This is a genomic window from Myxacorys sp. (assembly GCF_059501405.1).
In genome coordinates this window covers 67,601-88,132 of sequence record NZ_JCACCM010000191.1, presented here as the reverse complement: position 1 = coordinate 88,132, position 20,532 = coordinate 67,601, and the positions used below count along the sequence as shown (strand labels likewise).

24 protein-coding genes are annotated in these 20,532 nt (G+C 48.6%); 9 read left to right on the top strand and 15 right to left on the bottom strand.

Annotation, left to right across the window (positions count from 1 at the left end; all coding sequences use genetic code 11):
• Positions 1-329: 329 nt before the first annotated feature.
• Positions 330-884, top strand: a complete 555-nt coding sequence (locus AC5I6P_RS27470) for a hypothetical protein (protein WP_495696957.1) — start codon at positions 330-332, stop codon at positions 882-884.
• On the opposite strand, the gene AC5I6P_RS27465 is transcribed toward AC5I6P_RS27470, so the two are convergent.
• The 8 genes from AC5I6P_RS27465 to lexA all read right to left on the bottom strand — a co-directional run bounded on the left by AC5I6P_RS27465 (position 881) and on the right by lexA (position 8,020).
• A complete protein-coding gene (locus AC5I6P_RS27465; RefSeq protein WP_495696956.1) occupies positions 881-1,639 on the bottom strand; it encodes a HEAT repeat domain-containing protein in 759 nt (252 codons plus the stop codon). The two genes, AC5I6P_RS27470 and AC5I6P_RS27465, sit on opposite strands and share 4 nt — an antisense overlap.
• Before the next feature lie 128 nt (positions 1,640-1,767).
• A complete protein-coding gene (locus tag AC5I6P_RS27460) occupies positions 1,768-2,193 on the bottom strand; it encodes a GNAT family N-acetyltransferase (protein ID WP_495696955.1) in 426 nt (141 codons plus the stop codon).
• 106 nt (positions 2,194-2,299) lie between these two features.
• Positions 2,300-2,539, bottom strand: a complete 240-nt coding sequence (locus AC5I6P_RS27455; protein ID WP_495696954.1) for a DUF8624 family small hydrophobic protein — start codon at positions 2,537-2,539, stop codon at positions 2,300-2,302.
• A gap of 101 nt (positions 2,540-2,640) precedes the next feature.
• Complete coding sequence (locus tag AC5I6P_RS27450) at positions 2,641-3,894, bottom strand: AmpG family muropeptide MFS transporter (RefSeq protein ID WP_495696953.1); 1,254 nt, start codon at positions 3,892-3,894, stop codon at positions 2,641-2,643.
• A gap of 189 nt (positions 3,895-4,083) precedes the next feature.
• A complete protein-coding gene (locus AC5I6P_RS27445) occupies positions 4,084-5,457 on the bottom strand; it encodes an APC family permease (RefSeq protein WP_495696952.1) in 1,374 nt (457 codons plus the stop codon).
• A gap of 199 nt (positions 5,458-5,656) precedes the next feature.
• The gene (locus tag AC5I6P_RS27440; RefSeq protein WP_495696951.1) at positions 5,657-6,226 is read right to left on the bottom strand and encodes a fasciclin domain-containing protein; all 570 of its coding nucleotides are present in this window, start codon (positions 6,224-6,226) and stop codon (positions 5,657-5,659) included.
• Positions 6,227-6,518: 292 nt separating this feature from the next.
• Entirely contained in the window at positions 6,519-7,160 is a 642-nt protein-coding gene (locus tag AC5I6P_RS27435) for an SAM-dependent methyltransferase (RefSeq protein ID WP_495696950.1), read from the bottom strand.
• A gap of 239 nt (positions 7,161-7,399) precedes the next feature.
• On the bottom strand, positions 7,400-8,020 hold the full coding sequence (gene lexA, locus AC5I6P_RS27430; protein ID WP_495696949.1) for a transcriptional repressor LexA: 621 nt from the start codon (positions 8,018-8,020) through the stop codon (positions 7,400-7,402).
• Positions 8,021-8,224: 204 nt separating this feature from the next.
• On the opposite strand from lexA, the gene AC5I6P_RS27425 reads away from it, so the two are divergent.
• Positions 8,225-9,157, top strand: a complete 933-nt coding sequence (locus tag AC5I6P_RS27425; protein ID WP_495696948.1) for a class I SAM-dependent methyltransferase — start codon at positions 8,225-8,227, stop codon at positions 9,155-9,157.
• 3 nt (positions 9,158-9,160) lie between these two features.
• Here the strand turns inward: AC5I6P_RS27425 and AC5I6P_RS27420 are convergent, their stop codons facing one another.
• The 3 genes from AC5I6P_RS27420 to AC5I6P_RS27410 form a co-directional block, all read right to left on the bottom strand.
• Positions 9,161-9,307, bottom strand: coding sequence for a hypothetical protein (locus AC5I6P_RS27420; RefSeq protein ID WP_495696947.1), 147 nt, complete (start codon positions 9,305-9,307; stop codon positions 9,161-9,163).
• A gap of 55 nt (positions 9,308-9,362) precedes the next feature.
• Positions 9,363-9,572: a JAB domain-containing protein gene (locus AC5I6P_RS27415; protein WP_495696946.1), complete on the bottom strand. Its 210-nt coding sequence runs from the start codon at positions 9,570-9,572 to the stop codon at positions 9,363-9,365.
• A gap of 386 nt (positions 9,573-9,958) precedes the next feature.
• A complete protein-coding gene (locus AC5I6P_RS27410) occupies positions 9,959-11,107 on the bottom strand; it encodes a Fic family protein (RefSeq protein WP_495696945.1) in 1,149 nt (382 codons plus the stop codon).
• A 324-nt stretch (positions 11,108-11,431) separates the two neighbouring features.
• Between AC5I6P_RS27410 and AC5I6P_RS27405 the strand changes: the two genes are divergently transcribed.
• Positions 11,432-11,650, top strand: a complete 219-nt coding sequence (locus tag AC5I6P_RS27405) for a hypothetical protein (RefSeq protein ID WP_495696944.1) — start codon at positions 11,432-11,434, stop codon at positions 11,648-11,650.
• A gap of 762 nt (positions 11,651-12,412) precedes the next feature.
• Here the strand turns inward: AC5I6P_RS27405 and AC5I6P_RS27400 are convergent.
• Positions 12,413-12,667: a hypothetical protein gene (locus AC5I6P_RS27400; protein WP_495696960.1), complete on the bottom strand. Its 255-nt coding sequence runs from the start codon at positions 12,665-12,667 to the stop codon at positions 12,413-12,415.
• On the opposite strand from AC5I6P_RS27400, the gene AC5I6P_RS27395 reads away from it, so the two are divergent.
• A complete protein-coding gene (locus tag AC5I6P_RS27395) occupies positions 12,555-14,318 on the top strand; it encodes an FG-GAP-like repeat-containing protein (RefSeq protein ID WP_495696959.1) in 1,764 nt (587 codons plus the stop codon). The two genes, AC5I6P_RS27400 and AC5I6P_RS27395, sit on opposite strands and share 113 nt — an antisense overlap.
• A gap of 225 nt (positions 14,319-14,543) precedes the next feature.
• Here the strand turns inward: AC5I6P_RS27395 and AC5I6P_RS27390 are convergent, their stop codons facing one another.
• The gene (locus AC5I6P_RS27390; protein WP_495696943.1) at positions 14,544-15,203 is read right to left on the bottom strand and encodes an HNH endonuclease; all 660 of its coding nucleotides are present in this window, start codon (positions 15,201-15,203) and stop codon (positions 14,544-14,546) included.
• 638 nt (positions 15,204-15,841) lie between these two features.
• Between AC5I6P_RS27390 and AC5I6P_RS27385 the strand changes: the two genes are divergently transcribed.
• On the top strand, positions 15,842-16,141 hold the full coding sequence (locus AC5I6P_RS27385; RefSeq protein WP_495696942.1) for a hypothetical protein: 300 nt from the start codon (positions 15,842-15,844) through the stop codon (positions 16,139-16,141).
• 154 nt (positions 16,142-16,295) lie between these two features.
• Here the strand turns inward: AC5I6P_RS27385 and AC5I6P_RS27380 are convergent, their stop codons facing one another.
• Entirely contained in the window at positions 16,296-16,742 is a 447-nt protein-coding gene (locus tag AC5I6P_RS27380; RefSeq protein ID WP_495696941.1) for a hypothetical protein, read from the bottom strand.
• Between the two features lie 275 nt (positions 16,743-17,017).
• Between AC5I6P_RS27380 and AC5I6P_RS27375 the strand changes: the two genes are divergently transcribed.
• From AC5I6P_RS27375 to AC5I6P_RS27365, 3 genes are all read left to right on the top strand, one after another.
• Positions 17,018-17,308 carry a hypothetical protein gene (locus AC5I6P_RS27375; RefSeq protein ID WP_495696940.1) on the top strand — a complete coding sequence of 97 codons (291 nt, stop codon included), beginning with the start codon at positions 17,018-17,020 and terminating at the stop codon, positions 17,306-17,308.
• A 1,041-nt stretch (positions 17,309-18,349) separates the two neighbouring features.
• Complete coding sequence (locus AC5I6P_RS27370; RefSeq protein WP_495696939.1) at positions 18,350-18,583, top strand: EF-hand domain-containing protein; 234 nt, start codon at positions 18,350-18,352, stop codon at positions 18,581-18,583.
• A 145-nt stretch (positions 18,584-18,728) separates the two neighbouring features.
• Positions 18,729-19,100, top strand: a complete 372-nt coding sequence (locus AC5I6P_RS27365) for a hypothetical protein (RefSeq protein ID WP_495696938.1) — start codon at positions 18,729-18,731, stop codon at positions 19,098-19,100.
• Positions 19,101-19,238: 138 nt separating this feature from the next.
• Here the strand turns inward: AC5I6P_RS27365 and AC5I6P_RS27360 are convergent, their stop codons facing one another.
• Positions 19,239-19,748 carry a hypothetical protein gene (locus AC5I6P_RS27360; RefSeq protein ID WP_495696937.1) on the bottom strand — a complete coding sequence of 170 codons (510 nt, stop codon included), beginning with the start codon at positions 19,746-19,748 and terminating at the stop codon, positions 19,239-19,241.
• Positions 19,749-20,084: 336 nt separating this feature from the next.
• Here AC5I6P_RS27360 and AC5I6P_RS27355 point away from each other — a divergent pair, with 336 nt between their 5' ends.
• Entirely contained in the window at positions 20,085-20,402 is a 318-nt protein-coding gene (locus AC5I6P_RS27355; RefSeq protein ID WP_495696936.1) for a hypothetical protein, read from the top strand.
• Positions 20,403-20,532: the final 130 nt, after the last annotated feature.

Here is a 20,532-nt window from a genome sequence, read left to right as displayed (position 1 = left end):
CGCTGGACTTGGCAGCTTCGGAGACGGCTCCTGTGGCGCTCTCTGCTCCTGCTATCCAAGGCTAGTGGACCGAGAAGGTGGAGTTGATGTGACCCGAGTTGGGTCTAGTCCTCCTCAGGTCTAGCTCCCTTCAGAGACCGTCTTTCCCTCAGGGGAGAGGCGGTCTCTGTTTGTGTAAGTGGACATACAATAGATATAGGAATGTATCGATTCGTTGAACTCTTCTTCCCTCTAAATGTTTAGTTTTGATCGTTTCGGCAGAAAAGATTTTTAGAGTTTTGATATTGTTTGAGTATCTGAATCTGCTGTTCAAAAGGATTGGTAGCGTTATGCTGAAATCTCTTTCCTGGATTGCTACGATTAGCGCAATGCGCAACTTTGAAGAACATAGCTTCGCCAAGCTTCAGGCGATCGCTTCTTCTTCAAAGCTCCCGATCGCCATGATTGTGCCCCTAGTTTTATCTTCTGCAACGGCGGCACACGCCCAATTTGTGCATCCTCTCGGCTCGTCCATATACGATGCTGCGCCGCACTCTAGGCACTTTCCGCGCGTTAATTCTTACGGAAGAACTGTAATCATTCAACGCCCGTTTACCGATCGTTACTACCCATCTTTACCAGGGCAACCTTTTTCAACCTACCGACGAGCGGTACGTTATCCTTCTGGCTTCTCATCGCCCTACCCGTTTTCTACATCGCCCTACCCGTCTTCTACAGTAATTGTGAGGCCCAACGCCAGAACTCGCACCGTGATCATCGGTCCTAATGGTTTTTATAACGGCGGTTTTTACAAGGGCACATCGCAATGCAGCACGGCAATTTACGGAAGCCCAATTCCTAGCCCGATTCCGGTGAATCCTTACACAGGGTTAGCTTGTCGTTAGCCTAAAAAGCCTTCTTGTTCTAGCTCTTCAATCACTTGTAATCCGCGTGCATCTCCCACTTTCAGCATTGATGCTTTTGCATCTTCTCGAACACTAATATCTTCATCTTCAGCAAACGATTCGATCAGCGCATCGATCGCAGTGGCGTAGATGACATTAGAGGGTAATTCTCGACACAGTTCTCCTAATGCCCAAGCACAGTTACTTCGGATAGCCGCGATCGCGTCGCGTCGCAACCCCTCAATTAAGGGCGGTACAGCGGTCACAACCACCTCATATCCCAGCACCGACATTTGAGCGAGAGAACTCGCAGCCCACAGTCTAACCGCCGAAATATCTGTCTTTAAAGCTTCAGTCAAGGTTTTGAGCGACCTGCGATCGCGGCAATTTCCCAGTGCCCACACCACGCCTTTACGGACGTAGCCATTCCAATCCTGGTGATACCGTGTAATCAGAGGTTCGACCGCATCAGGACTGGGATTTCTGCCCAGCGCATACGCTGCGCTCACGCGCACCAACGCGCAGGGATCAGCTAATAGCACAATCAGACGGGGAATCGCTCGCTCGTCTTGAAGTTCACAGAAAGCTCTGGTCGCCAGCATCCGTTGCTGCACATCCGTTGCCGTCAAAAGGAGTAGCATCTCCTCTGGATCAGGCTTAGGAAGGGCATCATCTTCAATCGGCGCAATCCGATCCAATGGATCTTCTAGCTCTGCGTCGATATCGAGGACTGACAAATCATCATCACTATACATATAGTCACTTTACAGCACCGAGGGAAGTGGAGATAGCGTTAATGGCAGAGGACTTAAAAAATAAAGACACTAAATTTATTCAATAGAAAAAATTAGGTTTACTAAACTGCTCAACTGCCAAGGCCAAACTACAGCGGTTTAGCCAGCCAAAGCGATTTAGTTTGATACCCACGCGAGCGATATAAGCTTAGTGCAGGCTGATTTGTCTCGAACACCTGTAATCCGATCTGTCGAGCACCGCTGGATTTTGCCCACGTTTCTGCTTGATGCAGCAGCGCCGATCCAATGCCTTGGTGTCGATGGTTAGGCGCGACATACAGCAAAAAGACATGAGCCTGACGCTCTCCGGTTGCCTGATCGATTGCGTTCCCCAGCCACAAACATCCAACCGGTTTAAGGTAGGTCTGACCCGACAGCAAGGTAGCTCCTCCATCTTGACCTTCTGCTAATTCAACCCACCAGATCGGCGTTTCTGAAGAGCAGTATTGTTCAACTGTGTTGGCCAGGTGAGAAAACGTGCCACCGGGATAAAGCTCTTCGTAAGTTTGCTGCATGAACCTTACGAGTAGTGATTGGTTCCGCCAAGCCCCCCAAGATCGCTCTGTTGCAGAACCGGTTTGTAAACAATAACCTGGTGGCAGTAAATCAGTCACGATTTGCTTACAGCTGAGCTGGGGCTTCGGGCAGGCCGGTGATTAAGGCAGAAAGGGCAGGAGGCAGCCCTGCTACTGTATCCGGACGGGACACAGCCGCCTTGCCTTGCGCTGGTGTCACTTCTTCGATCGGGGCAGGGGCTGCCATGTCACCCGGTAAGAAGATACGCGCACTCACAGCAATGAGCGCCACCACAAAGACCAACACGACTAGAAGCGGAGCAATATTTTGGCGAAAGAAAAGCATGACTGAAGAGAGGGTGAGAAAAGGATAATTTTCTGAGAGTTGTTTCAAGATTAATGAAGTTCACTCTCTTTACTTATCCTAATACGCATCTTCTTCATCCTTCATCCTTTCTCTACTACCGCTTGCTCATTCCACGGAGCAAACACAGGCAGCAATAGCAAACCAGGGATTGCCGCCAAGATCGTAATGAAGAAAAATCCTGTCCATCCGGTTGCTTCAGCGAGTTCCCCTGCTTTTGCTACCAAAATATCTCGGCTCACTGCCATCAAGCTTGACAGCAGAGCAAACTGAGTTGCCGAAAAGCGTTGATTACAGAGGCTCATCAAAAACGCCAGAAAAGCGGCGTTCCCTAACCCCGTGCAAAAATTTTCTACGTTAATCGCGACGACCATGAACGGATAGTTCTGCCCAAGCTGCGCCAATATTAGATAGGCAACGTTGCTTAATGCCTGTAGTCCGCCAAAAATCCATAGCGATCGATTGACCCCAATTCGGCTAAACACCGCGCCCCCGATTAGGGTTCCAACAATCGTCGCTAAAATGCCCATACCGCCTTGAATCGCACCAATGTCTGTCTGCGTGAAACCCGTCTTGAGCAAAAACGGAATTGCCATGTTGCCGAGCAAAGAGTCGCCAAACTTATACAAAACAATAAATCCCAAAATCAAAATGCCGCGCAGCCGTCCTAAGCGCTGAAAAAAGTCGAGGAGAGGCTGAACAACGGCTTCGCTCAACGTTAGAGGGGGGGCTGCTTGATGCTCCGGCTCGGGGGCGAACAAGGACGCAACCATACCGACTCCAATCAGCAACGACAGCAGTAAATAGACGGTTTGCCATGGCATTCGGTCGGCTAGAAAAAATGCGATCGCGCCTGTCATTAACAGCGCAATCCGGTATCCGGTGACAAAGATTGCCGCTCCTGCGCCCAGTTCAGGTTGTTCTAAAACATCGGTGCGGTACGCATCGGCAGCGACATCTTGAGTGGCGCTAAGAAAGGCAATGACGATCGCGTTAATGGCAATAAACTGAAGCGATTGCTGAGGATTATGTAGCGACATTGCTGCAATTGCAATGAGCAAGGCAAATTGAGCCAGCAGTAGCCATCCCCGACGACGACCCAGAAAGGGAGGAATAAAGCGATCGAGTAAGGGTGCCCACAGAAACTTGAGAGAATAGGGCAGAGCAACGAGGCTAAACAGTCCAATCGTACTCAGCTTGACGCCTTCGACGGTCATCCAGGCTTGCAGCGTTCTACTGGTTAGCAAAAATGGCAGCCCAGACGAAAATCCGATAAACAGCAGTGCCGACATTTTGCGGCTCTGGAAGACCTTAATTAACGATTGAATGGTTTCCACGGTGGGTAGCGGATGCGATGGAACAAGGGATGCGACTAATTTTCTGGAGACGGCGTTCCCCTTGCTGACATCAGAAGGCTGTTAACAATTCAGAAGAGTTAGCTCGAGCATTTGCTTAGTCATTGCACAGCATAGCAGGAGTTTTAAAAGGTTGTATCAACCAGCTTGAAAGGATGTAATTCCTTTGCATCATCGATTTCCGCTCGCTCTTTTCTGTAGTTTGCAGTTCCAGTACAGCAATGGAACACCAATAGCTACCACTCCAATTCCGACGATCGCACCGACTCCGGTATACACGACGCTGGAATAGAGCAAATAAGCACAAACCCCACAGAAAACGATAGGCGTGATGGGGTAATAGGGAACCCGAAAGGGGCGGAGTTGGTGCGGCTCCTGAAATCGCAACACAATCAGCGAAATACCGCTTAGCAGGAAGAAAAACCAGAACACAGGAGCGGTGTAGTCTACCATCGTTTCAAAACCATTCCGAGTAATGGTTCCCAATCCCACCAGAACGAGCGCGATCGCGCCTTGCACCACTAATGCTGTGGTCGGTGTACTTCCAGAAGACTGCCAGCGACCGAGAGACCGAAAGAGAAAAATGTCTTGGCCCAAAGCATAATTTGTTCGTGCCCCTGTGAAGATCGTTGCGTTTAGAGAACTCAAGGCGCAAATGATCACGATCAGGCTCATCAAGACTGCTCCTGGTTCTCCAAATGCCCGTCGCATTAGTTCGGCTCCTACCGCTTGCGATTGCGCCATGCCTTCGAGTCCCAGTCCGCGTAAATACGCTAAATTAATCAGCAAGTAAAGAGCCGTGATAATTCCTAAACTCCAAAGCAGCGATCGCACAATGTTCCGCCGTCCATCCCGAATTTCGGCGGAAATGTAGGCAGCTTCATTCCATCCTCCATAGGACAGTAGGACAAAGAGCATCGCAGATCCTAAGGTTCCGTTAGAAGGCGCTACTGTTGATGAAGCGGCGGGGGCGGCGGGAAGAAGCAATCCAACCCCGATCACTAACACTAAGCCCAGCACCGTGATGAGCGCCAACGCATTCTGCATCGTTTTGCCTTGATGCAATCCTACGATGTTGAGAACGCTGAAGAGAATAATGACGATGGCGGCATAAATGGATGATGAACCCGAACCGAGCCGCCAAAGTTGCGACGCATAATCGCCAAAAATGAAGGCTAATAGTGCGATCGATCCGGTCTGAATCACTGCCATCCGTGCCCAAGCAAACAAGAATGCGAGATTCCGGCCGAATGCTCGTTTAAGGAAATGATAGTTTCCGCCAACATGCGGATAGGTGGTTGAAAGTTCGGCGTAGCACAACGCTCCAGCTATCGACACCGCTCCACCTGCTAACCATGCCAACAGCACCATTGCTGCACTGTCTGCATTGTCAGCGACCAGACTCGGCGTTTCAAAAATGCCTGCTCCAATCACGATTCCGACAATCAGCGCGATCGCGTCTGCTAACCTAAGCGTGGGTTTGGGTGCAGCGGCTTGATCCGTTGAAGTTCCCTCTGTTAAACCAGTAGCTTCAAATTTACTCACAAATGAAACCTCAATCAATCATAATTCTGGAGATTGCGCCGCCATCGCGGCGACAAGTTCCTGACAGTAATGCACTCGCAAATTTTTGAATTCTAGGCAAATTGGAGAACGCCATCAGGGTCGAATCAAACGCATCAGAACGCACCCAATGTTTAAGCAGTTAAACTAACTCGGGCAACGCACAGTTTACAAATTGAGATTACAGATTGAGATCCGGAGGCAGAATGATCGAATCAATTACATGAATGACACCGTTACTTGCTACAAGATCGGGCTGAGTCACCGTTGCAGTTCCGACCTTGACTTGGTTGGGTTGCGGTACTTGAATATTAACGGAATTTCCTGCCACGGTTTGCACTGGTCCGGGTTGAATTTGTGTCGCCGTTAATTGCTGTCCCTGGACTACATGATTATTCAAAATCTGACGCAGTACTTGACGATTTTCGGGTTGCAAAAGGCGTTGGCGAGTTTGAGCCGGAATTGCATTAAAGGCTTCATTTGAGGGGGCAAATACTGTAAAAGGTCCATCACCGTCTAACGCATCACCGAGTTCGGCTTCAGTAACGATGGATGTAAAGGCGCTAAGAGATGGATTGGCTGCTGCCACTTCTACAATATCGCTCCCTGTTTGAGCTGTACCCGTAGCCGGGGCGGAAGGCGCGGCAGCACCTGTTTCAGGCTGTACTGCTACTGGAGATTCTGGAACAGGTTGTCCTGCTTGGGGTGTCTGTGCTGAGGGAGAACTGCACGCGGCAATAACAGGTAGCAAAACAAAACTCGCTACGATACCCTTGAATGCGTTTGCAACAAGAATACGAAAAGATTTAGCCGAATTAACACGATTAGAGCGATTCATTACCTGGTTTCCTAAATTTCAAAAAGGATTTGAGCACGGATGAAAATCATTTTTGACAATTCATTCGTACATTCAGACAATTAAGTTTTGCAACAGCAATAGAATCCTAAAAGAAGAACTAATGCGTCTGCCTTAAGTTACAGAACTGCACCACAAAATTCTCATGTTTGAATGCTTGAGTGAGAACTTTGTGGTGTAAATGCGATCACCGTAAATTTTCAGGAATAGTTTGAGGAACAGTCCAGTAGTAAACGGTGCGCCCATTCACTTCGCGGACTTGTTCGGGCTTCCAGTCGCCCATGTCAAAGGCGTGAGAAACAATTCGTGTTCCGGGCTTAAGTTGCAAAAGTTTGGGACGCAGCCTTAGATTAACTTCTGGTAGAAGATAAAGCGTGACAACACTCGCTTCTCGCAGGCCTGTTTGGAACAGATCTTGCTGCCGAAATTCCACACGATCGCTCACTCCTGCTTTCTGGGCGTTTGCCTTAGCTTCTGCGACCCGTTCTGGATCAATATCAACTCCTACTCCGCGAGTACCAAATCGCTGTGCAGCGGTGATGACAATGCGCCCATCGCCGCTACCGAGGTCATAAATCACGTCATTTGGGCCTACATTCGCCACTCGCAGCATTTCATCGACTACTTCTTGCGGAGTGGGAACATACGGAACATCTTTTTGGACTTCGGGCGCAGCAGAAGCGGTTTGAGTTGGGGTGGATTGGGCTTCTGCTTCTAACGTGCGATCGCGGGTGCAGCCTGTCGCCATTAAACCAATCACACTAAGTCCGGCAATCAGAACTTTCAGCGATCGCTTGGGCAACTTGTGAACGAATCGTGAAGCGCTCATAGGGCAATGTCCAAACAGGGTAAACGACAATTCATCGATGTTCTACTGTTCAGGATCGAATGCAAATGTGACATAGAAATGACAAAACGGAATTTTTTAAGCATTTCTATCTATGGGTGTAATTTACTAAATCTAATTCACTGGTAGTTCATCCTAAAGTGCTGCTTTAGGATGAACTCATTAAAAATGGCGTAGGAAATTTTTCCTACGCCAGACTGTAGCCATGATATGAAGTGATGTTACAGCTTGCCGTAGCCGCGCCAAACGCCAATTAAAACGCCTTGAATATCGACTTCAGAGGCTGGAACCTCTGTCATAGGATAGAGTTCGCGATTCGGATTTCCGGGTTTTAGAAGTACCTTGTTTCCTTTACGCTCAAGGTACTTCAGAGTTGTTTTGCCCTGATGATGCGCCGCTACAATCATGCCGTTTTTAATCGTCTTGGGATCGTTAGCAGGCTCTAAAATCACGATGTCGCCATCGTCAATTAATGCGTCGATCATACTGTGTCCCCGAACTTTTAACGCAAAGTGCTGGGGCTTAAGCAGCAGCGTGGATAAGTCTAAGTATTCAACTTCTAAATCAGGAAACGTCTCGACCAAGCTCGTTGCCGCGATCGCGCCTTGAATCGGAATTCCTTTTGGCATTGGGTTGAGAATCCGAATGGTGCGGGCTTGCCCCTCCGTCCACTCAATGTAGCCCTTGTTGCGTAAATGCTCAAGACGACTCTGCACCGGAGCCGGAGACTTAAGATTCATCGCGGTCATCATCTGCCGGATCGAGGGTGAGTGCTGATGGTCACGAATGTATTCAACTAGCCAATCATATAGCTGTTGTTGGGCGTCGGTGAGGGGTTCCATAAAGCGACAAAAATAAGTGGAAACGAGAACTAGAACACCTGTATTATATCAAAAATGCTTAGCGATGCAGCTAATTAGTTGATATGTTCTCAAGGACATTTGTATCGCTATTTGACCCATTTGTCGAGATCCAAGAGCATTAAATTTAGTGACTTTTGCCTGCGATAATGAACGGTATTGACCAAACCATTTTAATTTTCCACTATGACGGTTGCGCCTGCTTCTAAACCAAGACTTGCCTCTCGTGCTGTCAACGGCATTTTGGCCATTAAGCCACTCTTCAATCTGGCGAAATATCGAGCGCGGCAGATGATGATCAAGCGAGCAGAATCGATCGGAGTGGCGTGGCGCGATCGTGCGGCGACGTTACGCGATCGCGACTGGTCATCAGAGTTTAGCCAAGTCAACAATCCCGATTTAACGTATCCAAACTATTATTTGCGCCCGTTCCACGCCTACACTGAAGGCAACATGGGTTGGGAACCTGCAACCGAAGTTGAGGTTGCAGCCTATGCCGTTCACGCTCGAATCTGGAAAGATGCTGGAATTGAAGGTGATTCACGCTTGCGGCAAAGCTACCACGATGCGCTTAAAGCTCAACTGCCTAAAGCCCCAAAGGAGATTTTAGATTTGGGCTGTAGCGTTGGCATGAGTACGTTTACGCTTCAAGAAACGTTCCCGAATGCAAAAATCACAGGCGTTGATTTATCGCCTTACTTTCTCGCAGTTGCCCAGTATCGCACTCAACATCGGACTGAGGCTGAATGTTCTGATCCAGTTTGGGTTCATGCGGCGGCAGAATCAACCGGATTACCAAGCGCCTCGTTTGATTTGGTGTCGGCGTCGCTGGTGTTTCATGAATTGCCAAGAGAGGCTGCGATCGCAATCCTTCAAGAAGCCAAACGTCTTCTGCGTCCGGGTGGTCATCTCGCCATCATGGATATGAATCCAAAATCTGAAATTTATGCGAAGATGCCGCCCTATATTTTGACACTGCTAAAGAGTACAGAGCCTTATTTAGACGAATACTTTGCGCTGGATATTGAGCAGGCGATCGTTGAGGCTGGCTTTTCTCAACCGACGATCACTTGCAATACGCCGAGACATCGAACGATCGTGGCGCAAGCGAAAGTCTGAGAATTAGGTGTAACGTTTCGGAGTCACTGCGTTGTGAGGTGACTCTGCTTGCCGCAACACGTTGCTATGGATTGCATCAATTTTCTCTTGCATCTGAGAAATCGCCGTTGCTAAATTTTTCCCTGCGATCGCTTCACTTAGTGAGGACACAAGGTACTGATTCAGGCCGATCTCTTCTTGCTCGAACGAACGTAAAGACTATGCCTCACGCACCTTGAGGCGTTTCTTCCCACAGTGATGTGGTTTGTCGCAAACTAAGGTGGTTTCCATTACCTAGAATGAGATGATCCAGGAGTGGAATGCCCAAAAATCGCGACCCTTCGAGTAGTTGGCGAGTGAGAGAAAGGTCTTCTGCACTCGGTTCAACATTTCCAGAGGGATGATTGTGAGCTACGATCGCGCTTGTAACCGCCACAAGCAAACAGCAAAATATATTTTTTATTTCTAATACCTACGTAAGAAATGAAAAGTCCGTCATAACCGTCAGAATCATCATAGGCAAGAGTTTCAGCCGTCACAAGTCCGTCATCATCCATCCCCAAGTCCATCACCAGCCGTCACCAAGAATGGCAAGAACCAAAAAACGGGAATATTCTGGACAGAGTATTCCTTAACCCAGCCAGTGCCCGTTGAGGCTTGGCTCATACTCGCGGCAATTCTGCTGTTGGTTAGGTGGGGCTGTGGTCAGAGCGTCAGGATTCGTGACTATTCCGCCAATAAAAAACCGCCTCCAGTTTGAAGCGGCTCAAGGTGAGGTTTGGTTTGATGCGCTTTGTGTCTGATGCTGCACCACATCTCTTGCTAAGGTCCCTGAAAAACATCGAGGTATGGAGCATAAGAAAAAGCTCGATTACGCTTCTGTCCAGTTATTTCTTCTAAAAGACCTATATCACAAAGATCTCTAACCAAGCTGTTTGCATTGGGATATGACAGTTCCGTAGTTGTTTGAACAAATTCCACGGTAAAAATAGGTTTGGAATAAAGGGTTTCAAGCAACGCTATGGCATTTCCTGATCTACGTCCCATCTTGTTGAGTACCAATTGACGGTGCTGTTCTTTCATGTTGACTATATTGCGGGCAGTAGTAGAAGCTTCTTGGGCAACTTCATTAACACCACGTAGAAAAAATTTAAGCCAGCCCTCCCAGTTCCCACTATCTCTAACGGACTGAAGTCGATCGTAGTATTCGGTACGGTATTTCTTGAAGTAATAGGAGATGTAGAGCAAGGGACGTTTCAAGATGTTCTGCTCACACAGCAGAAATGTGATTAATAAACGCCCTGTTCTTCCATTACCGTCAAGAAAGGGGTGAATTGTCTCAAATTGAGCATGGGCTAATCCAACCTTAATAAGGGCGGGAATTGGTGCTGGATCATGCAAAAACTTTTCCAGATTGTCTAAGGCTTGGATCATGTCATGTGGTGGGGGTGGCACATAACTGGCTTCTGCAAGAGAACATCCTCCAGATCCAATCCAGTTCTGACTGCGGCGAAACTCGCCTGGGTCGCGCTCGGCTCCCCTTACTCCTTGCATTAACTCATTATGAATTTCACGTACCAGCCGCAAAGACACAGGTAAATTTTTCAGTCTTTCAAGACCATAATTGATAGCGGCAATATAGTTCACCACTTCTGCCGCGTCTTGAGGGTTATCTGGTTCCAAAGCTTGAGATTCAAATTCCAAAACATCTATTAAAGATGCCTGAGTTCCCTCAATTTGGCTCGACAAGACAGCTTCTTTACGAACGTACATGAATACAAAGAGATCAGGATTAGGTAGAGCATCCGTCGAGCCATCTAACCGACCTAAAGCACGATCTGCTTTAGACAAAAGGCTCCACATTTCCTGATCCATAATAACTTCAGGTACAGGCGGCAAAGGATTAGGTATAAAAGCCTTGTATCCCTCAATCTGTTCTACGTAACGACCTGCTCTAGCAGCACTGACCATTGTTATCGGTTCCGTTAATACTGAATAACTTTTAGCGCCATGTTAACAAAAAAGAGATTTTTCGTTAATAAGAACTGCCGTTAAGAGAATCAACAAAGAGTTACCTCCCAGATGTAGCGTAGGGCTTGTACTTCAACACTAGAGTGCAGAAATCATAAATCTTTCTGCATTGGGCTTTTTCGCCGCTAGTGCAGCCAACTTAGATACAGGAGTTGATCGTCATCTAACGGCTACCTAACGCGTCCCCGCGATCGCTCAGCCTCATACCTCACATTCTCGATCGACTAGGGAACCTTAATACTGTCCTCTCACTCCTTCATGCTTGTGCCTGACGCTGAAACTATTCTCGATGCTGCCGATCTAGCTCGTGATGCTGGCTTCATCAATGGGAGCGATCGTCCCTTGATTGCGGTGATTTTCTTTGCACTGCTCTGTCTTGGTGTGTGGTGGGGCGATCGGCAGAAAGACCTTGGAACCCTTAACCCTGTCCCTCATCTTGGGGTCAATCGCACTCGGCTCCATAATGAACTGCCTGCACCTTAGCTTCTGCGTTCACATCAGCACACCAAACCCCGTGATGCACCCACACCATGACAGGGTGATAGAAGCGCGCGATTGGCTTTGCCAAGCTCCAAGGGATCGCTAGTGCCAGAGCGCTTACTATCGAGATCGCGCTGCTCACCTCGATCCTTCGGAGCTTACGTAGCAATCGCAAGCTTTTTGGGTTGGATAGTTAAAAGCGATGGACGTCGAGTCTTTGGGGAGGAGTGGTGAGTAGAATCGTCAATCCCGGTTGTTGGGCTAATCTTCACACTGCTAAATAGTACCAAGTGCAGCATATTAAATTTTGCTAAATCCTGACCCCCTCTGGTCGGTCAAATTCCTCCATTTCCAGTTGATTCATCCCTCTTTCAATCGCTTCAAACTGCTTCTAATCAAGCGTCTCACGCTTTGGTTGATTTTGAGCGAACCCCCAAGTTGAAATGGGCAGCTTCACTTAAACTGGTATCTATGGGACAACGATAAGAGTATTGTAAAAACACCGGGTGAGACGCTGCAAACCGACCGGTGCACCGCCAGAGAGGACTCATCTATTCCACGCTTGCGCTTGACTAATGCGTTGGGTAAGGGGGCATTCACGCGACTCTGAGCCCTCGCTTCCTCCCTGCAACCGCAAGCGTATTCGAGCTATCTATCCAGCTAGCACAGAGGGTCGCTGTGAAAGTTTGGCATGAGAAAAAATGGGCTACTTCGTCCGTACCCAATCTATTCCTTTAATAAATCAACTACTGCCATGTTTAACACTCACCCTTTTTCTGCCTCAGATTTAACCCAAGCTGCTGCGACTCCACTCACCGGCAATAGTGCCTTCTCTCCTGATTCATTCAGCTCTCGTCTGATGGATCCTCTGGCGGGCGATCGACTTCGCAGTGCGGCAGCGGCATCCATGCCAGCACCCCCGCCTTCTTTTTCCTCAGCTCCTGACTTAAGGGTGGGTACTAGTCCCCGCTCTGTGGCGATTGGGGACTTCAACGGCGATGGCAAGCCCGACTTGGTCACCGGCAACGCCAGTTCCGAGGATGTCTCGGTACTGTTGGGTCAAGGCAATGGCCGCTTTAGTGCGGCCACGAACTTTGGAGTCGGCTCTACTCCCCGCTCCGTGGTGGTCGGCGACTTTAACGGCGATGGCAAGGCAGATCTAGCCACCGTAAACTATAGGCCCGGCAGCGGCACACTCTCGGTACTGTTGGGTCAAGGCAATGGCAGCTTTGACCCCGCTGTTACCGTTTCATCGGGGGATCGACCCCTCTCTTTAGCAGCCGGGGACTTCAACGCTGATGGTAAGGCAGACTTAGCCATCACATACGAAAGGATGGGCCGCGTCGAAGTGCTATTGAGCCAAGGCAATGGCCGCTTTGACTGGACCGGATTTTCCATAAGTAGTCCTTCCAGCTCTGTAGCCATCGGCGATTTCAACGACGATGGCCAGGCCGACTTGGTCACTGCAGACTACGATTCCAAGGCTGTCTCGGTACTGTTGGGCCAAGGCAATGGCAGCTTTGACCAGGCCGTTCGCTTTGGAGTCGGTAATCCTCCCGGCTCTGTCGCCATCGGCGATTTCAACGGCGATGGCAAGTCCGACTTGGTCACCGCAAACGATGAGTCCGACGATGTTTCGGTACTGTTGGGTCAAGGCAATGGCCGCTTTGACCAGGCCGTTCACTTTGGAGTCGGTAATTCTCCCAACTCTGTCGCCATCGGGGACTTCAACCTTGATGGCAAGCCCGACCTGGTCACCACAAACGGTGGGTCCAACGATATTTCGCTGCTGGTGGGTCAAGGCAATGGCAGCTTTGGCCCAGCCATTAACTTTGGAGGGAGTAGTCTTCCGCCCTTCTTCCCCGGTTTGAACTCTGCAGCAGTCGGCGACTTCAACCTTGATGGCAAGCCCGACCTGGTTACCCTCTACAGCATGCCCAACGTCGTCTCGGTCTACCTCAACACGACCCAGACGAATCAACCCCCAATTGCCCAAGACGACACTGTCAGTGCAGCTCAAAACACAGCCCTTCATATTCCTGTGGCAACTCTGCTCGCGAACGACCTAGGCACTGACCTGCTCAGTATTACAGGATTAAGTAGTGTGATCAACGGCGTCGTTGGGCTGAGCGATAGCGGCACCCCCAGTAACACGAGTGATGACTCCATCAGCTTCACCCCCGCTCCTGGCTTTAGCGGGAACGCCAGCTTCAACTACAGCATCAGTGATGGGATGGGAGGAACATCGACGGCAACGGTGACCGTGGTAGTCGGCACCGTGCAAAACGGGGGCAACGGCAAAGATACGCTCACGGGCAATGAGGGCAACGATGTGCTCGATGGCGGTAACGGCAAAGACACCTTGATGGGCAATGGTGGCAACGATACCTTGAGGGGGAGGAATGGGGATGACGTGCTCGATGGAGGACTGGGTCACGATACGGTGATTGGTGGCAATGGCCGTGACATCTTTGTGTTATCAGCCGGAGCGGGCATCGATACCCTCGTCGACTTTAAGGAGGGCACAGACCTCATCGGACTATCCGGGGGATTGAGCTTTAGTTCCCTGACCTTTAGCGGCAACACCATTCTGAATGGCACTGAAGTTTTAGCTGCCCTAACCGGAGTCAATACCACAACCCTGACGTCTAGCAACTTCATCACGGTCTAGGACGGGAGGGTTGAGCTCTGATCCAACTGAGTAGAGCACGGCTAGTTGAGTGGGCTCAAACGCGTTCGTTCTCTAGCACAGGTTAAAGGGCGATCGCTATGGCCAGAACGCTTACTGTAGTGGCTGAGATTAGCAGTGCGATCGCGAGGTTTTTAGGGCGAACAGTGAGGGGCGATGGTCGTCGGGTCATGAGGGGATGGCAGAAGGGGCGGTTTGATTATGCCCCTAAGCAGGATAAAGGGCGCGATCGCGCGATTGATTGGGAAAGCGCTCAAGTCCGTCCCAAGACGAGCAAAGGATTGCTCTCGTTCTCGGGTCAATTAGGCCAACCTCCTGTAAGATACGGTCCCTGCGACCGTAGTTGCAGGGTGCGCAAGTGAGCAGCATGTTCTCCAAATCGTTGCTTCCGCCTCGGGCGTGGGGCAGCAGATGGTCGTATTGGAGCCACATCGCTTGGAAGGCGGCATGTTGCGTCACGTTGGTTCTTCCCCAAGGTAGTGCCTTTGGATAGGCGCTTCTGATGCGCTTACGAACCTCCATGCGGATCAGTGGTATGCCACAGAACCGGCAATGAAAGCCGTCCCGCTGGTGCAAACGGCGTTTCTCGGTCGCGGTTGGCATTCGCCACTCCACGCGTTGGTGTTTCGGAATGCTGGGCGGTGCGTCCGGCACGGGTCGATACAGGACGTAGGAACTGTTGCTGCCCCATAGAGACTCTGTCCAATCTCTGATGGCTGGCATATTGGCGAGGCGTATCAGAGCGTCAGCCGAGTCCGATTGTCCGGCGAGGTGTGCCGAAACGGCGGCGTCCAAGTAACGTGCAGCGTCAGCAATCTGGGGAATCGGTTCTCGAAGGCAAGCTCGGAGCGTCTGTTCTTCATTCATGTTCATTACAGGATGTATGTAGCAGCACTGAACGGTTGCAGTCAGCGGCTACTAGTAAGCTTTGCATTCTCAATCGCTGATCTCCCGTAAAATCTTGTCCAGTCGATCGTTTAACTCCTTGCCAAGCCAACTGACCAGACTAGGGGGATTATCATAGTCAAACTTCTGAACACGCAATCGCTTCTATTGCCAGATTGCGGACGATCGCAAAATGGTTAGAAGAATGCCGACAATTCTTTATTACCGGATTATCTGGTAATAAAGAATTGTCGCGTTTGAAGCGCGAACTGTCTGCGGCACTTTCGGTAGTGGACAAAAAGTCAGGAACCATTAGCGACATGGCTTTCAGTGTTTCTGAGCTTGGATCTCTTTATATGTCTCCGTCACAATGACGGAGACATCCTTTCTGGAATAATCCGTTTTTAAAACAGAGAAATCAGCGGTTTGTAGTGATCAACATCCGCCAATTTGCGCCATTTGGACGGCATCGGCAAAACTGAAAACTCCTAGTCTGGCAGCGGGAGATCGCGCTTCTGAGCAGATGCTTAAGTAATGCCTGGAATGGAATTATCCCGATCCATACCTCTGTAGGCATGAGAATCCATAGGGAGGGGGGATGCCTTCGCTAAAATGGCTACATGACCAACAGCTCCAAGCGTCCATCACCCGAAAAAGTTGAAAAACTCGCCTCAAAAGCAGCGATTTTGAAGCAAAAGCGCGATCGCTTGGATCGGCTCGAAGGTGATTTGCTCTCACTGATGGAAAGCTGTATCCGCAGTGCCAAGAAGTTGGTCAAGCCGTCCTTCGATGGAGACGCCCACGCAGAAGCAGCAAAGCTCAATGCATCGGTGAGAGTTTGCGACATTGCCTGGAAGATGCTCCACAACGAACTGGCAGCAGAAAATTTGCTGTCTCGGATGGAAGCAGGCGAGGAGTGAAGTACAGAATCTTTATTTCTGAAGGGCGATCACTTAATAAATATAGATTCCGTAAACCTCTTCATTCCCAAGCGAAACAGGGACTAAGCCTACAGTACTAAAGTAGCTCCCTGTTTGTTTGGTTTCAAACGATCAGTTTTAAGAAACAGTTGTACTAAATAGAAACGATTTTTGTCGTAGGGAGCGCCTTACGCTTGAATCTCTTATCTTCAGGAGTCATAGTAATGCCCATGATTTTCTTCCAGGTTTGAGAATCTGTAGCAGCAATGAATTTTCGCCCATCGCTTAGCTCACACATAAATGTAACTACAGTCTTTTGCCCTTTAGCGATCGCCCCAGCAACCCCACCTGCAATTAGCCCTAATCCACCTGTCAAGATTCCAGCAACTAGCCCTGCCGCAATACCCCAACCTGCCGAAGATGCAATGCTCTTGATCTGCTCTTGGTCTACCAATTCTGCTGATTTAATGCTGTTCAAGTCTAATTTTCTAAACTGACCGTCAACGTTGATAACTAGTTCAGGAAAAATATCTTCAAAAAGATACTTTGTATCCCATTTACCTGTTGGGATTTCTCCTCCAAGTACCTCAACCTGTGCCATTATCGCTCCTCTAAGATTGCAAGCAGTCGATTTCAGACTACAAACCTGTCAAAAGCAATCCTGAGCCTTTACCGGAAGTTTATAGTTGTCTTTTCATATGCAGAAACCGATCGCGTCCCTGCTCATCCAAGTAAAGTTCACCCAATCAACATCTACAGTGAGATTGAGGCGATTTGGCTTCAATTCCGTAATATTACTTACCTATCTGCTCTGGTGTGTGATTAGAATACTCTTGCGCAGGGTTGCAACTCAGTTGTTACTCAAGTAAGGGTTGTATGGATAAAAACGATGTAATTGCTGTTGGTGCTGTTGGTGCTGCGGGTACAGCAACAGGGATTGTAACGGCTTCTGGAATTTATGGTGGTGCGATCGCGGCTGCAAATGCTGCGGGTTTGTATGGCGCGGCGGCAAGCAGTTCGGCTTTAGCTGGATTAGGAGGAGGTGCTTTAGCGGCTGGCGGTGCGGGTATGGCTGGCGGTGCGGCTTTTATTGCTGCGTCTGCTGCATTACCTGCTGTCGTTGTCGCTGCTGCTGGCTTCGGTTTATACAAGTGGCTTAAGTCCTAGCTTTCCAACGCAACTAAGCCTACAGAGATCACAACCGAAAAGCCTCAGTTTTCCTTTGTTGGTTGACTGAGGTTTTTCTCTAGACGTTCTGATGCTCCGAGGATTGATTTTAGGATTTCCCGCGAGACTTAGAAAGTTAAATCTACTGATTAACTAATAATGAGAGTAATTCTCATATTTAGTCGGCAGTGCAACTAAAGGCAAGATTTAGATATTAGAAAACCTGATGCCAGTTTCTTTGTTGCTGCTACAGATTGAGCTTTACTTTTCGCTCAACAAATAAGTTTAGTCCAGAAATTTAGTCCAGCGTTTAGAGACAACTTTCAAAACTTCTTCTAACCAACCATTTCAGAGTTTAGGTTAACTGCGTAAAATGCAGAAGTTCATAGCACAACAACGAAGTATCAAGGGTTTTAGCCCTTGATGGAGCTTTAGGACGGTCCTTAAACAGCAATTCCAACCTGATAGCGTGTGCTTATCAGAGTGTGTCGTTTAGCAAAATCATTCCATTCGAAAGTCTTTCCCCAAGCGTTGAAATGCTTGTGCTACGACAATCTTCACGTGCTCCCTGCTCTTCGGCATGCTGCCTCGCCGCATTCTCCTCATGGAAAAACGCGAATTCCGTGTGATCTCCTGTAGACGGGTCGATTCTGTGGATTTGAACAAAAAATACTTGCTCTGTCATTTCTTCTGCCTAATTTTTTAAGTGGGAAAGGTAGGAAGCGAATCCACAAACTGAAAGACGCTAGCTATACTCCACAATACGAAAGTTTGGATCTGAAAGACCGTGTCCTGTCTGGTCTCCCCCATTTGGGTTGAGCTTGGTCTTAAACTTGGCGAACTAGAAACACTCTTCCATCAAGGCTTAGAAGGCTCTTGAGGCGAGGTCTTTGGCGAACTGAAATCGGTCAGGAGGTACAAATCAGGCTCTTTTGTTGCGCTCCTTGATAGAGAGCGGCCCTTGATTAGTAGCCTCAATCTGCTCTCCTTTTGTCTGGTATTCTGTTTATGAAATTGAAAAATTAATTCAGGTAGAAACTTATGACAACTGAGCAAGAGCTTCAATCTCTTTTTAATAGCTTAGATGGCAATCAAGACGGCAAACTCTCCATTAATGAGCTTTTGTTAAGTCCTGGCTTAAGTGCAGTCATCTCCTCAGCAACAAATACCAGTAGCCCCCAGGCGTTACTATCACAGTATGATTCAGACGAAGACGGTCATCTTACCTTTGAAGAGTTAAAGCAAGCAGTTAAGAATGCGAGTAATTTAACCTAACAGTCAGAAAAACCAATACCCAATACCCTAGCACCAGTCCCCGTGATGTAGATTGGCATAACGAGATCATGAATTGTTCAAGAAGCGGGCAGCAAAGATTTAGTTTCCGGCTAGGATGCGGCGGTTGCCTTATACAGAGCTTTTCATGAAATCAGTGAAGTTATTGAAGTCGGTAGTTTTCTCGTCTGCGATCGCTCTAACTCTTGCCCCTTATCCTTCACTGGCAAGCCAACCCAAGGTAGGCTGCACATTCAGTTCTCAAAAGTCCAACTTGCGTGACAAGTGCAGCTTCTCCAGTTCAGGACGGCTTTCGCGATTCATCCCAAAAAGTGTCACGCTCGACTGGAGCGATCGCGTGCGTACCAAAATCGAGGTCTTAACGGTTGAATCATTGCACATGGGAGTTGCAAAAGGAACGGCTAAAGTCGACGGCTCAGACGCAACCTACACCATGGCATCCGATAGCGGCATGTGTTTCAAAATTTCCAAAAATAACAACTCGATTTGTTATCGGTAATCTTCATCCCTCATCTGCACGCCAATAAAAACCCCCTACCGTACAGCAGGGGGACGAAGTATTGATGCCTCGATCTTAGTTATTCCCAAGATCAATCCGGCATTCCTCTCGGTGTTCAGTATGGGATTGTGAAGCAGCTTATTCTTGGACTGGACTGGAAGACAATCGTCGTTCTTTTGTTTTCTCCCGATTTCGCCACTTGCATACCTCTTTCGTGAGACGCTCTCCTTCCTCTGCTGCATCTCTAGCTTTCTGCAAAAACGCATCGATGGGCTGAACTGTCTGACTGGGCTCGGATTTAACAATTGCATGAACTGCTGTATTCCTGGTTTCTCGCCAACGGTCAACCGCTTCAATTAGGTCTGGATAGGGGGCTGATGGGAGCCCATTGGGAAACGCAGAACGCCAGTGATCAATTAATTGCTTGAATGAAATGAAGCTTCTTTTTGAAGGAAGAGGTTGGCAGTCTGCCGACCCTGAAAAATAACTAATCAACCGATCAGAAATGATGCTCTCTTGAATAGTGATGGCTTCTAAGAAGAAATGATTCTCTTGAGCTAATCGAATTCGTTCCCATGCCTCGCGGTAAGCATCATATTTATTTGTATTACCAGCAACTGGGTTCTGTAGAGGTGGGGTTTTTCTCATGGTATCGAGGACTCAGGGCTTTAGTCGGTGACTAGAATTATCGACCAACTCCTTCACGAGTCACTGCGATTTACACAAGCATCATCAGATTGCAAAGATCAGTTATCCTGACTCAACACTAATTGGTACTCAACAGCAAATCTAGTTGATCAATCGCACTCGGCTCCATAATGAACCGCTTGCAGCAATGCCGCTCTCGATTGAAGCAAACTGTTCAAGCCTAGTTGGGAACCCTGATCGGCCATTCAACTGATTTAGTATCCCGTCAGTTTTTCGGGTTTTCGTTTGAGAATGGTTCATGACTACTATGAGATAGATCCTTGCGGGTACTCAGAAATGACAAAAAAGCACCGCCCCCGTCTACTGAAACATACGAAAACCCTGGCGATGGTGATTGCGATCGCTATCCGCAATGAGATGGAGGACTTTCATTGCGAACATCTGACCGATGCACAAATGGAGGAACTCAACCCACTCATTAGAAACGCGATCGCGACCGCTCTATACGCTACCAGAAACTACAGTGAAGACGATGCCTCGTATGAATGGGTGAATTTTCAATTCATGCTGATTCCTGAATATTGGGAGGAACCGGAGTTAACCGAGGCTTTTCGCAAATTCGTGACGTTTGTTCGCTCGCGTACCAAGCACTGAGAGTAATGCTAAGCGGACACCTCCGATTTGAAATCGGGACTGTCACAGTTTTTTGCGGTTGACCGCAAGAACTGGGAGCAATGCCAAGACTTTTACGGCTTCCTACAAATGGCTACTACGAAAGCACAAA

Bases quoted from the DNA above. Each gene is read 5' to 3' on its own strand.
- AC5I6P_RS27470 (WP_495696957.1), top strand. From the start codon at position 330: ATGCTGAAATCTCTTTCCTGGATTGCTACGATTAGCGCAATGCGCAAC.
- AC5I6P_RS27465 (WP_495696956.1), bottom strand. From the start codon at position 1,639: ATGTATAGTGATGATGATTTGTCAGTCCTCGATATCGACGCAGAGCTA.
- AC5I6P_RS27460 (WP_495696955.1), bottom strand. From the start codon at position 2,193: ATGCAGCAAACTTACGAAGAGCTTTATCCCGGTGGCACGTTTTCTCAC.
- AC5I6P_RS27455 (WP_495696954.1), bottom strand. From the start codon at position 2,539: ATGCTTTTCTTTCGCCAAAATATTGCTCCGCTTCTAGTCGTGTTGGTC.
- AC5I6P_RS27435 (WP_495696950.1), bottom strand. From the start codon at position 7,160: ATGAGCGCTTCACGATTCGTTCACAAGTTGCCCAAGCGATCGCTGAAA.
- lexA (WP_495696949.1), bottom strand. From the start codon at position 8,020: ATGGAACCCCTCACCGACGCCCAACAACAGCTATATGATTGGCTAGTT.
- AC5I6P_RS27425 (WP_495696948.1), top strand. From the start codon at position 8,225: ATGACGGTTGCGCCTGCTTCTAAACCAAGACTTGCCTCTCGTGCTGTC.
- AC5I6P_RS27410 (WP_495696945.1), bottom strand. From the start codon at position 11,107: ATGGTCAGTGCTGCTAGAGCAGGTCGTTACGTAGAACAGATTGAGGGA.
- AC5I6P_RS27395 (WP_495696959.1), top strand. From the start codon at position 12,555: ATGCCAGCACCCCCGCCTTCTTTTTCCTCAGCTCCTGACTTAAGGGTG.
- AC5I6P_RS27390 (WP_495696943.1), bottom strand. From the start codon at position 15,203: ATGAATGAAGAACAGACGCTCCGAGCTTGCCTTCGAGAACCGATTCCC.
- AC5I6P_RS27385 (WP_495696942.1), top strand. From the start codon at position 15,842: ATGACCAACAGCTCCAAGCGTCCATCACCCGAAAAAGTTGAAAAACTC.
- AC5I6P_RS27380 (WP_495696941.1), bottom strand. From the start codon at position 16,742: ATGGCACAGGTTGAGGTACTTGGAGGAGAAATCCCAACAGGTAAATGG.
- AC5I6P_RS27375 (WP_495696940.1), top strand. From the start codon at position 17,018: ATGGATAAAAACGATGTAATTGCTGTTGGTGCTGTTGGTGCTGCGGGT.
- AC5I6P_RS27370 (WP_495696939.1), top strand. From the start codon at position 18,350: ATGACAACTGAGCAAGAGCTTCAATCTCTTTTTAATAGCTTAGATGGC.
- AC5I6P_RS27365 (WP_495696938.1), top strand. From the start codon at position 18,729: ATGAAATCAGTGAAGTTATTGAAGTCGGTAGTTTTCTCGTCTGCGATC.
- AC5I6P_RS27360 (WP_495696937.1), bottom strand. From the start codon at position 19,748: ATGAGAAAAACCCCACCTCTACAGAACCCAGTTGCTGGTAATACAAAT.
- AC5I6P_RS27355 (WP_495696936.1), top strand. From the start codon at position 20,085: ATGACAAAAAAGCACCGCCCCCGTCTACTGAAACATACGAAAACCCTG.